The organism is Constantimarinum furrinae, from assembly GCF_014295415.1.
Lineage (GTDB): Bacteria > Bacteroidota > Bacteroidia > Flavobacteriales > Flavobacteriaceae > Constantimarinum > Constantimarinum furrinae.
Map to the genome: position 1 here is coordinate 1,907,486 of NZ_CP052909.1, position 14,118 is coordinate 1,921,603.

13 protein-coding genes are annotated in these 14,118 nt (G+C 41.6%); 7 read left to right on the forward strand and 6 right to left on the reverse strand.

The window, feature by feature from the left end; translation table 11 throughout:
* Nucleotides 1–59: 59 nt before the first annotated feature.
* The 6 genes from ALE3EI_RS08690 to ALE3EI_RS08715 all read left to right on the forward strand — a co-directional run bounded on the left by ALE3EI_RS08690 (nt 60) and on the right by ALE3EI_RS08715 (nt 5,253).
* Nucleotides 60–1,001, forward strand: coding sequence for a PorP/SprF family type IX secretion system membrane protein (locus ALE3EI_RS08690; protein ID WP_186987880.1), 942 nt, complete (start codon nt 60–62; stop codon nt 999–1,001).
* A gap of 13 nt (nt 1,002–1,014) precedes the next feature.
* Nucleotides 1,015–2,925: an OmpA family protein gene (locus ALE3EI_RS08695; protein WP_186987881.1), complete on the forward strand. Its 1,911-nt coding sequence runs from the start codon at nt 1,015–1,017 to the stop codon at nt 2,923–2,925.
* Between the two features lie 112 nt (nt 2,926–3,037).
* On the forward strand, nt 3,038–3,556 hold the full coding sequence (idi, locus tag ALE3EI_RS08700) for an isopentenyl-diphosphate Delta-isomerase (RefSeq protein ID WP_186987882.1): 519 nt from the start codon (nt 3,038–3,040) through the stop codon (nt 3,554–3,556).
* Complete coding sequence (locus ALE3EI_RS08705; RefSeq protein WP_186987883.1) at nt 3,553–3,960, forward strand: 6-pyruvoyl trahydropterin synthase family protein; 408 nt, start codon at nt 3,553–3,555, stop codon at nt 3,958–3,960. Before idi ends, ALE3EI_RS08705 begins: the two co-directional genes overlap by 4 nt.
* Before the next feature lie 12 nt (nt 3,961–3,972).
* Nucleotides 3,973–4,947, forward strand: coding sequence for a type I phosphomannose isomerase catalytic subunit (locus tag ALE3EI_RS08710; protein WP_186987884.1), 975 nt, complete (start codon nt 3,973–3,975; stop codon nt 4,945–4,947).
* 39 nt (nt 4,948–4,986) lie between these two features.
* A complete protein-coding gene (locus tag ALE3EI_RS08715) occupies nt 4,987–5,253 on the forward strand; it encodes a hypothetical protein (RefSeq protein WP_186987885.1) in 267 nt (88 codons plus the stop codon).
* Nucleotides 5,254–5,255: 2 nt separating this feature from the next.
* Here ALE3EI_RS08715 and ALE3EI_RS08720 read toward each other — a convergent pair whose 3' ends face one another.
* The 3 genes from ALE3EI_RS08720 to ALE3EI_RS08730 are packed head-to-tail and all read right to left on the reverse strand — an operon-like array spanning nt 5,256 to nt 8,322.
* The gene (locus ALE3EI_RS08720; protein WP_186987886.1) at nt 5,256–5,963 is read right to left on the reverse strand and encodes a DUF4369 domain-containing protein; all 708 of its coding nucleotides are present in this window, start codon (nt 5,961–5,963) and stop codon (nt 5,256–5,258) included.
* Nucleotides 5,964–6,012: 49 nt separating this feature from the next.
* Nucleotides 6,013–7,350 carry a DUF819 family protein gene (locus ALE3EI_RS08725; protein WP_186987887.1) on the reverse strand — a complete coding sequence of 446 codons (1,338 nt, stop codon included), beginning with the start codon at nt 7,348–7,350 and terminating at the stop codon, nt 6,013–6,015.
* A 42-nt stretch (nt 7,351–7,392) separates the two neighbouring features.
* Complete coding sequence (locus ALE3EI_RS08730; RefSeq protein ID WP_186987888.1) at nt 7,393–8,322, reverse strand: alpha/beta hydrolase; 930 nt, start codon at nt 8,320–8,322, stop codon at nt 7,393–7,395.
* 146 nt (nt 8,323–8,468) lie between these two features.
* On the opposite strand from ALE3EI_RS08730, the gene ALE3EI_RS08735 reads away from it, so the two are divergent.
* Nucleotides 8,469–9,248 (forward strand): S1/P1 nuclease, encoded by a 780-nt coding sequence (locus ALE3EI_RS08735; RefSeq protein WP_186987889.1) that lies wholly within the window; start codon nt 8,469–8,471, stop codon nt 9,246–9,248.
* Nucleotides 9,249–9,262: 14 nt separating this feature from the next.
* Here ALE3EI_RS08735 and ALE3EI_RS08740 read toward each other — a convergent pair whose 3' ends face one another.
* The 3 genes from ALE3EI_RS08740 to ALE3EI_RS08750 form a co-directional block, all read right to left on the reverse strand.
* Nucleotides 9,263–9,874, reverse strand: coding sequence for an alpha-ketoglutarate-dependent dioxygenase AlkB family protein (locus ALE3EI_RS08740; protein ID WP_186987890.1), 612 nt, complete (start codon nt 9,872–9,874; stop codon nt 9,263–9,265).
* A gap of 1 nt (nt 9,875) precedes the next feature.
* A complete protein-coding gene (locus ALE3EI_RS08745) occupies nt 9,876–10,226 on the reverse strand; it encodes a DoxX family protein (protein ID WP_186987891.1) in 351 nt (116 codons plus the stop codon).
* 199 nt (nt 10,227–10,425) lie between these two features.
* Complete coding sequence (locus ALE3EI_RS08750) at nt 10,426–14,055, reverse strand: HYR domain-containing protein (RefSeq protein ID WP_186987892.1); 3,630 nt, start codon at nt 14,053–14,055, stop codon at nt 10,426–10,428.
* Nucleotides 14,056–14,118 lie beyond the last annotated feature (63 nt).

Genomic DNA, 14,118 nt, shown 5'->3' on the forward strand with positions numbered 1-14,118 from the left:
AAAAATCGAAAAATAACACCGGGAGGTTTTTGTATCTCCCGGGTTAAAAATACTTAACTATGAAACACAGTTATATCACACTCATAATTTTGATTTTGCTAGGGTCTTTCACATCGATGGCTCAGCAGGATCCTCAGTATACGCAGTATATGTATAACACCCAGGTGGTGAATCCTGCCTATGCTGGTTCTCGGGAGGCCTTAAGTTTTGGTGCTTTGTACCGTACCCAGTGGGTTGGTTTTGAGGGGGCTCCCAAGACGGGTACCTTTACGGTGAACACTCCCATAGGTGCTTTACAGAACATGGGTTTGGGTCTGTCTATTGTAAGAGATGAGTTGGGGCCTGCCATTGAGTCCAATGTAAACATTGATTATTCGTACTGGATCAATACCTCCGATAATGCCAAGTTGGCCTTTGGGCTAAAGGCCGGGTTGGATCTTTTGGATGTTGATTTTACCAAGCTCAATATTTTTGACAGCAATGATCCCAGGTTTCAGAACAATATCGATAACAAGCTTCAGCCACAGATAGGGGCGGGATTGTATTATTATACGGATAATTTTTATGCCGGGTTGTCGGTTCCTAATTTTTTAACCACCAAGCATTTTGATGAAAGCAGTATCGCCAACACCAGTGTAGAGACCGTAGCGGCGGAGCGTTTGCATTATTTTCTGATTGCGGGATATGTTTTCGATGTGAGTGATAATTTAAAGTTCAAGCCAGCGACCCTGGTCAAGGCCGTTAGTGGTTCTCCGCTTCAGTGGGATGTCTCTGCTAACTTTTTGCTTTATGATAAGTTTACCGTTGGGGCTGCCTATCGTTGGAGTGCTGCCATGAGTGCTATGGTTGGTTTTCAGGCCAGCGATGAGATCTTCATTGGATTTGGCTATGATTATCAGACCACCGATATTGAGGATTACAGTGATGGTTCCTATGAGATCATGCTTCGCTTTGATCTGTTTAAAAAGCCTGAACGTGTATTAACGCCAAGATTCTTCTAAAAACCACACCACTATGAAGACAGTACTACAAAAAATAATTTTATTCACACTAGTATTTAGCTATACTAGTGTTTGTTTTTCTCAGAAGAAGCAAGTTGAGAAGGCCAATAAGGAATTCGATAAGTATGCCTATATCGATGCTCGTGAGATCTACTTAAAGGTCGTTGAGGATGGGTATAGTTCTGCTCAGATCTATAAGAACCTTGGGGACACCTATTATTGGAACAGTGATTATGACAATGCTGCCAAGTGGTATTTGAAATTAATATCACAGTATCCCTCGGAGACCGATGTTACGTATTACTATCGTGCTGCGCAGTCGCTCAAGAGTATCAATCAGTCTGAGGAGTCCAAGAAATATATGTCCATGTACATTGAGAAGGGAGGAGATCCCGGGATCATCAAGGCGACCACCACGAGTTTTTTAGAGTATCAGGTGGAGTTGGAGAAGGTCTCTGTCAATACGAATCGTTCCGATTTTGGGGCTGCGTATTATTTGGATAAGCTGGTGTTTTCATCTGCTGCTATGAATACCGAAGGCACGAAGCTTCACGATTGGAACCAAGAGCCTTTTTTAGATCTTTATATGGCCGATATGGACTCGGAGGGGAAGCTTTCGAATCCCGAGCCTTTAAAGGGAGATATCAATACGCCCTATCATGAATCTTCTGCGGTCTTTACCAAGGATGGTAACACGGTGTATTTTACGCGAAACAATTATATAGATGGTAAAAAGGGTAAGGACAGGAATAAGACCATTCGTTTAAAGCTGTATAAGGCTACGCGAGATGGGGATAATCGTTGGGAGAACGTGGTGGAACTTCCCTTTAACAGCAAGGAGTACTCTGTGGCACATCCTGCCCTGAGCCTTGATGAGACCAAGTTGTATTTCTCTTCCGATATGGAGGGTACTGTTGGGATGAGCGATCTGTGGTATGTTGATATTTTAGCAGCAGACAGTTATAGTGAGCCAAAGAACCTTACCAGAGCATTAAATACCGAGGCCAGAGAGTCCTTTCCTTTTATCAGCGACAAGGGCAAGCTTTTCTTTGCCAGTGATGGTCGGGGCGGTCTTGGGGGCTATGATGTCTTTATGGTGGCCTTGGATGCTCAGGGGCTTCCAACGGGTGAGATCAAGAATTTAGGCGCACCCACCAACAGTAGTAAGGATGATTTTGCTTTTGTGATCAACGAAGATCGTCGTATAGGATATGTTTCTTCTAACCGCGATGGAGAGAAGGGTAGTGTAGCCGATGAGATCTACCGTGTACAGGAGAAGTGTGAGGTGATGATCGTAGGAACTGTCTTTGATGTGGACAGCAAGGAGTTGCTTCCTGGCGCCGAGGTGACGCTTTTGGATGCCAATAACAATATTGTAGATAAGATGATCGTAGGTCAGGATGCTGCCTATAGCTTTACGGCCCAGTGTGAGTCCCAGTATTCGGTACGAGGTACCAAGAGTCAGTATGCTCCCAATGAGAAGGTATTACAGACTCCCGATGCCAGTGGTACGGTAGAGATTCCGCTTCCGCTCAAACTTATCGATCCTTGTCCTCCTAACGATCTGGGATGTCGTTTGAATCTTCAGCCGATTTACTTTGACTTTGATCGCTATAACATCCGTCCGGACGCTGCCGTGGAACTTGCCAAGATACTGGCTGCCATGCGACAATACCCTGAGCTTGTGATCCATATAGAATCTCATACCGATTCTCGAGGAAACGATGCTTACAATGCGGCGCTTTCAGAGAAGCGGGCACAATCTACCCTGGAATGGCTGGTGAACAAAGGCATAGACCGAAATCGACTCTCTGCCAAGGGATATGGTGAGAGCCAGTTGACCAACGACTGTGGCAATAAATCAGAGTGTACCGAGGAAGAGCATCAGCTCAACCGTCGTTCGATGTTTATTATTCAGAATTAAGACTAACCAACCCGATTAATTTCTAAATCAAACGCCCAATATAGTATTGGGCGTTTTTTGTTGGGTGAAACTACTTCGTATTTCGTATTTTTGAGAAAAACAGAAATTGAATATGGAAGAAGAACAAGTTATTCTTGTGAATGAGAATGACGAAAAGATTGGATTAATGCCTAAAATGGAAGCTCACGAAAAAGCACTTTTGCACCGCGCATTTTCCGTTTTTATATTTAACGAAAACCACGAGCTTATGCTTCAGCAAAGAGCCAAAGATAAATACCATTCTCCCGGGCTCTGGACCAATACATGTTGTAGTCATCAAAGAGATGGAGAAAGCTCAATAGCAGCCGGTAAAAGAAGACTACAAGAGGAGATGGGATTTGTCACCGACCTGAAGGAAACAACTTCATTTATTTATAAAGCGCCTTTTGACAATGGTTTAACGGAACACGAATACGATCATATTTTAGTGGGAAATTATAATGATGCCCCGATTCCTAATCCAAATGAAGTATCAGATTGGAAATGGATGTCACTTGAAACTGTAAAAAATGATATTGAAAATAATCCCGAAAGATACACGGCTTGGTTTAAGATTATTTTTCAAAAGTTTTACCAACATATTAGTTTATGAGTCTAACGCTCTACAGAAAAGCACATTTTAATGCAGCACACCGCTTATTTAGAGCAGAGTGGAGCGATGAAAAAAATGCTGCTGTTTTCGGGAAATGCAGTAACCCTAACTATCATGGACACAATTATGAACTCATCGTGGGAGTGACTGGGAATATTGACCCTGAAACAGGATACCTGATCGATCTTAAAACTCTTAAGGAGATCATTAAGGAGGAAGTTGAAATACCTTTCGATCATAAGAATCTAAATATTGAAGTCCCCGAATTTAAAAGTCTGAACCCTACTGTGGAAAACATCGCCATCGTGATCTGGAATAAGCTGAGAAAACGATTAGACTCGGACTATGAGATTTCGGTGAAATTATTTGAGACACCACGAAACTTCGTTGTTTACTCGGGTTAATAATAAGTGCTATTGAGTAATTTTCCTTTATATCCGTTAAAGTTTAAACCTATCCTTAAGCAAAAGGTATGGGGTGGAAACAAACTGGCAACAATTCTTGATAAACCGGCAGGATCTTTAACCGGAGAAAGTTGGGAGATTTCCGGGGTAAGCGATAATATTTCGGTGGTTTCAAACGGTAAATTAAAGGGTAGGACCCTTGAAGACATTATAGAAATAGCACCCCGGTTACTTTTAGGAGCATCTGTTTTTTCGGAATTTGGAACTAAATTCCCGTTGCTTTTTAAGTTTATAGACGCAACCCTAGATCTTTCAGTCCAGTTACATCCAGATGATAATCTTGCCAAAAAAAGACACAATTCCTTCGGGAAGACAGAGTTATGGTATATCATTCAGGCTGATGCGGATTCCAGACTAATATTAGGCTTTGATAAAAGAATGGACCCGTCGGTTTATTTAAAGCACCTTTCAGAAAAAACTTTAACACGGATACTACATTCAGAAAAAGTAAAGGCCGGTGATGCTTTTTTTATTAAACCCGGGACAGTTCACGCCATTGGTGCCGGCATCCTTCTGGCCGAAATTCAGCAAACATCAGATATTACGTATCGAATATATGATTGGGACCGACCCGACACTAACGGTGAAATGCGGGAACTACATACAGAAGAAGCACTGGAGGCCATTAACTACGATCTCTATGATGATAAATTGCACTATTCAGAAATTAAAAATACTCCCAATCCGATTTGTGTTAATCCTTACTTCCATACTAATAAACTCCGGTTGGATGCGAGCTTTCAGCGTGATTTAAAAAATATAGACTCCTTTGTCGTTTATATGTGCCTGGAGGGAAGCAGTAAACTCAGTATGAATAAATATTCCGAAACCGTAAAAAAAGGCGAGACCATTTTAATTCCTGCAGCTGCAGAAACTGTTCATTTCAAGAATGATAATGCAACATTTTTAGAAGTTTATATTCAATGAACCATTGTATTGTAGTATTTTTGCCCAAAATTAAGAACTATGGCAAACGTACGTGAATTAAAAAAAGATATTAATTACGTCTTAGGGGATATCATTGAAGCGGTGTATATCTGGGAACTTACAAATCCCGATAAGGATAACAAAAAAGCAGAGTCAATCATCGATGAAGCTATCGTTGTTTTTGACGAATTGATCGTAAAAGTGAATCAAAAAGATGTTGAGAATAAAAAGAAACATTTTAAAGCGATCAATCAGGAATTGGAAGATCGAGGCCGAAAACTAATCGATAAGATCAATAAGCTTTAAGCCTATTCTGTAAGATTTTTTCTATTTTCAATATAAGACTCTAACTGCTTACCGTATTTAGAGTCTTTTATTTTTGGGGTAAGTGCTTTATAAACCGTATCCAGATATTTAATATTTGCATCAAACACTTCGCTTAAAATTAAATAGGGAGACATCTCATAATCGGGATGATTCAGCGCAAAATTTACAGTAGCAAGGTATTTTCCTTTTACGATATCATTTTGTTGTTTTTGAAAAGCCCGTATTGCCGAATCGCTTTTCTGTTGCCCTGCTGCTAAGTTTTTCTGAATTAATTCGAGGTTTTTATCATTGTACCTCGCAATGAGCTTATTGTATTCCTGAATCTTATCCTGATTGAGAGAGCCGGTTATTTTCGGACTGGTTCCGAAGTCTTTTAAGGTCGTTGTTATATGTATTTCTGAAGGTTCCCCAAAAAATGTAATTCGGTCATCACGCAGGGTTCCGTCTTTAAGCCGAAGATAGAGGTAAAAAATTTCTGGGCTTACAATTTCTTCAGAAAAGTAAAAAGAGGAATTTCCGTCGATCATCACCGAATCTACGGTCACTACCAAAGTATCTTCGATCTTCTGAAGCAACAACGTTCCTTTTTTAAGTCCGTTTACTTCACCCGTAAGGATCATTTTATTTTCGTTGGAAGAACAACTTGCAACAATTAGGATTACGATAATTCCGAAAAAAAATTGCTTCATCTGGGATTAAATTTGAAGGCGCAAAGATGCATATTTTTAAGCATAAAACCTATGCCGCGGCCGCCAATTGCATGAGCATCGTACATAGAATTGCGCCTACCGTACCAATCGCGTAGCCAAAGACGGCCAGTAATACGCCTACAGTCGCCAGAGAAGGATGAAAGGCCGAAGCAACTATAGGTGCCGAAGCTGCACCTCCCACATTGGCCTGACTTCCAACAGCCAAAAAGAAATAGGGTGCTTTGATGAGTTTTGCAACCAAAATGAGTAATCCTGCGTGTATGATCATCCACAGACCACCAATTGCGATCAACCCCAGATTATCGAAAATTAAAGTTAGGTCCATTTTCATTCCAATACTCGCAACCAATATGTAAATAAATACACTACCAAATTTACTGGCGCCCGCGCCTTCATAACTTCTCAGTTTAGTAAATGAAAGTAACACTCCAATTATGGTAGTGATCGTGATCATCCAGAAAAAACTCGAATTTAAGAATGTAAAGACATTTCGCTTGATCCCTTTTGGAATTCCATTTACAAAATCGGAAAAGAACTCGCTTAGATACCCTGCACCAAAATGCGCCAGACTCACGGTGCCAAACGCAATTCCTGCCAGGATCATAAGGTCTGTTAACGAAGGATTTCGGTCTACCTTTTTGGAATAATTGGATACTTTTTCTTTTAAACTTTCAATTGCAGAAGTATCCGATCCGAGCCATTTATCAATTCGCGTGGCCTTGCCAATTCCTATTAAAATAATAGCCATCCAAATGTTGGCGATCACAATATCAACAAAGACCATTCCTCCATAGAGCGCCTGATTGTAACCATATATCTCTAACATCGCAGTTTGGTTGGCACCACCGCCTATCCAGCTACCTGCGAGAGTTGAGAGTCCGCGCCAAACAGCATCGGCACCAACACCACCAACAGTCTCAGGCGATATAGTTCCTATGAGTAGCACCGCTATGGGTCCACCTAAAATGATTCCGACCGTACCGGTTAAAAACATGATAAGTGCCTTTGGGCCCAGATTAAACACTCCTTTCAGGTCGATACTAAGGGTCATGAGCACAAGCGCGGCAGGCAGTAAATACCGGCTGGACATAAAATACAGGTTTGATTCATGCGTGGTTGCAGTACCGGCATCATTCACAGATACCCATTCTGGTGCGATAAGGCCGCTAGTGGTGAGTACCGCCGGTATAAAGTAAGCCATAAATAAGGCCGGAACAAATTTATAAAAGCTCTGCCAGAAACCTTCTTTTTTACTTGAAGTATAAAAAATAAGCCCCAGTGCGATCATTAAAACACCAAAAACTATAGTGTCATTCGTTAATAGAGGGGTAGTGTCTTTTACAATTTCGGAAGCAACATCCTGCATAATATGTAGTTTGTTGCAAAATACAATTTATTGGGGAAACTGTTAATTTAAAACAAAAGTACTTATGAGATCGATCACCTCTGGCATGACAGGACGATCATATTCGTTATAGGATTTCTGATTTTCCATATCGTTGCCTTTAATTTCTTTCAGGATATGGTTCATGTTCGAAATAATATGAAGTTGAGATTCTGGTTTAGCCCTGTAGAGTAAATCGGCTTCGGAAGGGTGCACCTGAAGGTCCTTATCGCCGTTTATGATGAGAATCGGCATATCAAGTTTGGCGATTTCCTCCTGCGGATCGTATTGCATCCAGCTAAAAATAAAAGGCTGAATATCTTTTCTGAAAATTGAGGATAATCCCGGACTGTAATTTTGTGCGGTTCCATTAACCCTAAGGTCATCGAATGCCTGTCTTGCGTTATCTTTTAAGCCAGGAGCCTGTTTTTCCAATTGAGCAACGATCACGTCATCGATCTCCTGTCCGGCCCCGGCAACCGATATAAATCCGTCTGCACGACCCTGAGCAGCTACCATGGCAACTAATGATCCCTGACTATGACCCAAAAGAATGATCTTAGAAAATCTTTGATCCTTTTTAAAATATTCGGTAATTTCTATGGCATCTTCAATAAAATGATCGAAACTAATTTTCTTTTCGTCGATCTTACCCATTTTCATGATCTTTACAATGCGTTTATCATATCGAAATGTCGCAATACCTTTGCTATATAGATCTTCAGCCAGAAACTTATAGGCGTTGTTCTTCATCATCATCTGGTTTCCATTTCGATCAGTAGGTCCCGACCCTGCAACAATAATGACAAGGGGAGGCGTTTCAGATGTAACAGGCATTAGAAGCGTGCCTTCAATTAAAGAACCTATCGATAGTTCTTCAGAAGTATTTGATTGGTCCTGTGCGGAAGCCGTTCCGAAGGAAATAAACATAAGGAGAACAAGGATCTTTTTCATAACTAGGAATACAATTTAGACTATCTATGCAGTATTGTAAAACAACAAGACACCGAGAATATTGTTGAAAATAATAATTAAGTTTCAACCTGTTAAAATTACCATTTAATTATTTACCATGCTATCTTTGCGGAAAAGATCCTGTAATGAAATATCTTAAGATTGTTATACTTTTTCCATTAATCGCAGTTATTTGCGGATTTACTTCAGAGGATTGGGGTAGGACAGGGCACCGGGCCACAGGAGCTATTGCAGAACAACACCTCACGAAAAAGGCCAAACGACAGATCGGACAATTGTTAGACGGTAAATCACTGGCTCTGGTCTCCACATATGCCGATGAGATAAGAAGTGACGATGCGTATCGCGAATATGCTCCATGGCATTATGTCAACTTTCCGTTTGACCTCACTTATGACAGCCATCCCAAAAGTGAACAAGGAGATATCTATGTTGCCATTAATACTTGCATCGCGGTTTTAAAAGACAAGAACTCTTCCAAAGAGAAAAAGGCTTTTCATCTTAAATTATTGGTTCATTTTGTTGGCGATCTGCATCAGCCTCTGCATGTTGGAATTGCTGAAGACCGGGGGGGAAATCGTTTTCAGGTACAATGGTTTGATGAGGGGACGAATTTGCATCGGGTTTGGGATGAGGAACTCATTGAAAGTTTTCAGATGTCGTATTCTGAACTTGCCGAAAATACAAAGATGCTTTCCGAAATCGAATTGGAAAATATAAAGAAGGGTTCGGTAAAGGATTGGATGAACGAAAGCCGAAGGTTATGCGTAAAAATTTATGAAACTACCGAAAGCGGAGAAAACCTAGGCTATCGATATATGTACGATTATATGGATGTGGTGAGGGAACAATTACAAAGAGGTGGTATAAGGCTTGCTGTGCTGCTGAATGAAATTTTTGATTAATATGTTTCTCCTCATTAGTATATATATCGAAAAGTAAGATTGATCCGGGGGCTCGTAATTTTTTCTGTCTTCGGAATTTGATGTTTCCAGTATTTCTGTGTAGTACCTTTCATTAGCAACAAACTACCGTTTTCCAATTCCAACTTATGTCGCAAATGCTTCACAATTTTATGCTTTAACTGAAACTGTCTACCTGCGCCTAAACTCACTGACGCGATTACCGGATTATCTCCCAATTCCTTTTCATCATCACTATGCCAGCCGTTACTGTCGTTTCCATCGCGATATAGATTTAGCAGCACCGCGTTGAATTGTAATGATGTAAATTTTTCTATTCGCTTTTTTATTTCGATAAGTTCTGGAGTAAATGGTGTCGGCTTCATTGTGATACCCGAATAACTGTAACTTTTTCCTTCACTCCCGTACAAGGCGGTTAGTCGCGGCTGATTAAAAGTTTTTCCGAAGAGTTTTATGGTGTCTTGTTGCCAGCTTACCTTATCGAGGAAGGTGTTAGAATACAGTTTAGCACGATAAGGATCTATAAACCTGTCAACATATTGAATATCGGCATCGGGTAGCTCTAAGTTTATTATCTGTTTGTTTTCTTCTGAAGAAAATAGATCCATATTAGGTATATAAAAACGCCCAGTAGATCAGTGCTAATTGAAGCGGAAGTCTTAGAATGAGCACCCACTTCGGAAGCTTTAACGAGGCATGCTCGTTTTGAAGCATATAGAGGTGTACCGGGATAAATAATATGAGTAAACCAATGATTCCCCAAGCTGCTATAATTTGAGTTTCGGGATTTAAAAGCATCAAACCGAAACACATTTCGGCGATCCCGCTAACAATGACCAAAGTCTTAGGATCGGGGAAGTACGACGGAATAATACGTTCATAGATCTTTGGTGTCCTAAAATGGTTAGCACCAGCCAGGAGAAATAGAAAACCAAGAAGATATTGATGCCAGGGTAACATATTACTGTTTTTATCAAGGAAGATCAAAAGTAATTCTTTTATTTATAATACCCCTTGTTTAGTTATGAACTGAAGGATGAGGGGAAAATATGCGGGGTATTAGTTCGTATTCCCAATATTATAAGTTATGTAACTCTTAAAATCAAAAACCCCCTTGGCGATGCCAAGGGGGTTTCTTTTTGGTTGGTTACTCTATTGATTACTCCTTGATCAATCGTTTTACAACGCTTGAGTTCTCACCGGTGATCTGTACCACGTACACCCCTGATGATAAACCTGAAATATCAATCACTTTCTCCTGCTGCATATCTCTAAGATCGATGGTGCTTATTAGCTTTCCATTCACATCATAGATCTGTGCATTGTTCAGTAAAAGGTTAGATCCATTAGAGATCCTTACCTCGTTCTGTGCAGGGTTAGGATACATCACAATGGCGTTGCTTAGCTCACTGTCTTCGTTTCCTAAGATGCTCTCTACTGTAAGTTCGAAGGTACAGCAGTTTTCATTACCATACTCATCGGTTGCACATACCTGTACATTGTAAACTCCGTCTGGAATCTGAGAACCTGCTGCAGGATCCTGAGAGAATACTGTTACAGGATCGGTACAGTTGTCAAGAGCTGTAGCCTCTCCCGTAGCGAAGTAATCCGGTACGGTATAGAACAAGTTTCCTGGTCCCGGATCCACGGTTTGATCTGCAGGACAAGTAACATCCGGTCCTAACAGATCTACAACCGTAAGGGTCGCAGTACAGGAAGCAAGGTTTCCACTTGGATCTGCTACAAACAGCGTCACTGTAATTGGTGTTCCAATATCATCACAACTTACATCGGTAACATCGGTAGCAAGTACAGCAAGACCACAGGCCTCAATTGTATTAGCAACGTCTACAAATGCTTGTGGATCTACCATTGCGGTACCGTCGGCACCCAATTCGATAGTTACATCCTGACAAACAAGTATAGGATCGGTGTCATCGATCACGTTTACTGTTGCGATACATGAAGACTCATTTCCACTTGGATCTGTAGCAAAGACTTCAATAAAGTTTTCACCTACATCATCACATGTGAAATCTATGGTAGTAGAGGGTGCTCCTCCGGCATTATAATGAATGTTTCCATTAAACACACGAGGCTGGAAAAGACCACCTGCAGTGAACGAATCCTTAGCTCCACCTTCCAAAAATTCGATATTAGCATCAGAAGCCCATACATTTCCAACACCTGTACCATTGGTATATTCGAGTCCGCCGACTCCGGTAGGGTCAGTAGGTCGAATATAGAAGGCATGAGTCTCGCCTGCAGCCATGACATAATTTAAAGTTAAGTTAAGAGGTGTTGGTGTATTTACGGCGTTAGTGGTCACCGTAGTTGTTGTAAGTAATGTCCATGCCGCGGCATTGGTTTCATTTCCTACCCAAGTTCCACTTTTCGCATAAATTTCAAGCTCTAAATTTATACCGGCTCCGTTTTCAGAGTTTATATCGAAACTTTGCACAGTTGCGTCATTTAGTGCATTGATATCAAAGAAGTTTCCGAAACTTCTGTTACCTCCTGCAAAACCTGTATTCAATGTAGCGGGAACCGGAGCACCGCCTGAGGCAGTAACTGTAACAGGACCACAGTTATCTGAGGTTGAAGCCACCAGACTCGATACTGGAATACTGGCCATACCATTGGCATCGAGTACAACGTCAACCGGTGTTCCACCAGCTGTGCTGTAAATCAATCTTAACTCGAGGAAGTCTCCACCACATAGCGTTAGATTGATATTTCCGGCCACATCGGTACCGGTAAAGTCGATCATACCGTCGGCTGCCCACGCATCGATCATGGCCGCAGGAATAGTAAAGGTTTCCAAAAGGGTAGTATTACATTGATCGGCAAACACTCCTGTCGCACCAATCATACCGGTAGTGTTGGAGTCTTCATCAGTAATGGTCCAAGCCTCTTCATTACCACCTGTACCGTCTATATCACCAAATGTTCTTACCTCTAAGGTAGCATCTCCCGCAGCACCTACCGGAGTTCCGGTAAAGCTAAACGTATTAGTGCTCATTAAGGCCGGATTAGTTATAGTAATCGTTTGGTCGTACGTACCGGGTGCACCCAAACAAGTAATTGTTGGGGCCTCAATATCATTAACCGTAACGTTAAAAGTACACTGTACTGTATTACCACCGGCATCAGTATATTCTAATGTGGTAAGGGTAGTACCAACAGGGAAAACGTCGCCACTTGGAAAACCGGTAACTACTGTATACATCACTGAAGATGTGTTTATCTCGTAGCGTACAGTTCCATTCCATATTCTCGGGCTAAATACACTTCCTGTAAACGGTACGTTGGTCGCTTGGCCCAAAGCAATTGAAAGATCTGCGTTCGAGAAATTTTCATTAGATCCATTACCATTTGTATATTCATGACCGTGAGAAGCATCCATTACTAAAGCGATACCATATGTAGTATTCGCATTCAGAGTAACTGGATTGTCCAGAACAGCCACAGAAGGAGTATCTTCAGGATTTCCGGTACCAGATCCAACAGCCACCGGTGCGCCCCATGCAGCCGCATTGGTTTCGTTCCCAACCGATGAACCTACTAAAGTGTAAACATCCATAGAGAAAGGAGCACCAGTTCCGGCGATATTTATATCTAGTTCAGTGATCATAATATTTTGAGGACCTACTGTAATATCAAAATAGACCGCACCTCCATCACTTCCTCCATTATTGCTTCCAAATATTGTTGAAAGCTCATCGGTAACTATTCCTCCACCGGAGAAACAATTATCCATTAAAATGGGATCCGGATAATCTACTACGGCTCCACATATTCCCGGATCGTTATCCACTGTGATATCTGCCGGACAGTCAAATTGGGTTGGAGGCTCATTATCCACCACAGTTATTGTAAACTGACAGGTAGAGGAATCTCCATCCTGATCTGTGGCAGTAAATTCTATAATCGTATCTCCAACAGGAAAGGCACTACCGGATGGTGGTCCCATAGTTTGTGTAATAGTAACCGGTCCGCCATCGGGATCAACGGCAGAGGCGTTTCCAAAGTTAACAACCGCAGAACATTGTCCCGCATCATTGTTTACCATGATGTCCATCGGACAAGATATAATTGGTGCTGTTACACATCTGAAGATCTGAAAATGATCGATCGAGGTATCCGATTCGAAAGTCGAGATTGCCCCGTTCCCTTCGGTCATACATATTTGGATGGTAGCTAAACCTCCTGCATAAGCGTCGAGGCTAAAAGTACCTTGTAACCAAGGGTCGAATTGTCCGGTCTGTTGTTGACCACTCACAATAAATTCCTGAGTACCATTTACATTGATAATCAGGTCGCCTATATTGTCACCAAACATATAGTACCAGAAGGAAGCTTGTAATGGCGCCGATTCTGCTGTAAGGTCCACAGTAGTAGACATACAATGGGTTTCGCCCGCCAGTGTAAAGGAGCCTTCAAGGAAAATGTATTCCGGTCCTGCTGTTCCTTCCGGATTACATTCCGCGCCGGTTCCCCCGGACGGTGTATCCCCACCGGTACTTACGGTAAGGTCATTAGATCCACTTGTTCCAGGACCCGGAGGGGAATCTTCAGTAAACACACCAAACCCTCCATCGAAGGTTTCGGTGAACAAGGCATCTGCCTGCCCGCCAGGGAAGTTACAGGAAATTGCTCCCGGAGGATCCGGGAATCCGGCAGTAGGTGTACATTGCGCAAACAACTCACCTTGCCAGAATAATGTCAAGCCTAAGAAAAGCATACATGCTAAACTTAGACGATGATTCGTCAAAGTAATTTTTTTCATAATAATTGTTGATTTTGAAATTCTGTTAAAGTTATGTAAAAATTAGCAGCTGTTCAAATATAT

Excerpts from the sequence above, each read along its gene's own strand:
- ALE3EI_RS08690 (WP_186987880.1), top strand. The coding sequence starts at position 60 with ATGAAACACAGTTATATCACACTCATAATTTTGATTTTGCTAGGGTCT.
- ALE3EI_RS08745 (WP_186987891.1), bottom strand. The coding sequence starts at position 10,226 with ATGTTACCCTGGCATCAATATCTTCTTGGTTTTCTATTTCTCCTGGCT.
- idi (WP_186987882.1), top strand. The coding sequence starts at position 3,038 with ATGGAAGAAGAACAAGTTATTCTTGTGAATGAGAATGACGAAAAGATT.
- ALE3EI_RS08705 (WP_186987883.1), top strand. The coding sequence starts at position 3,553 with ATGAGTCTAACGCTCTACAGAAAAGCACATTTTAATGCAGCACACCGC.
- ALE3EI_RS08720 (WP_186987886.1), bottom strand. The coding sequence starts at position 5,963 with ATGAAGCAATTTTTTTTCGGAATTATCGTAATCCTAATTGTTGCAAGT.
- ALE3EI_RS08740 (WP_186987890.1), bottom strand. The coding sequence starts at position 9,874 with ATGGATCTATTTTCTTCAGAAGAAAACAAACAGATAATAAACTTAGAG.
- ALE3EI_RS08750 (WP_186987892.1), bottom strand. The coding sequence starts at position 14,055 with ATGAAAAAAATTACTTTGACGAATCATCGTCTAAGTTTAGCATGTATG.
- ALE3EI_RS08730 (WP_186987888.1), bottom strand. The coding sequence starts at position 8,322 with ATGAAAAAGATCCTTGTTCTCCTTATGTTTATTTCCTTCGGAACGGCT.
- ALE3EI_RS08725 (WP_186987887.1), bottom strand. The coding sequence starts at position 7,350 with ATGCAGGATGTTGCTTCCGAAATTGTAAAAGACACTACCCCTCTATTA.
- ALE3EI_RS08715 (WP_186987885.1), top strand. The coding sequence starts at position 4,987 with ATGGCAAACGTACGTGAATTAAAAAAAGATATTAATTACGTCTTAGGG.
- ALE3EI_RS08695 (WP_186987881.1), top strand. The coding sequence starts at position 1,015 with ATGAAGACAGTACTACAAAAAATAATTTTATTCACACTAGTATTTAGC.
- ALE3EI_RS08735 (WP_186987889.1), top strand. The coding sequence starts at position 8,469 with ATGAAATATCTTAAGATTGTTATACTTTTTCCATTAATCGCAGTTATT.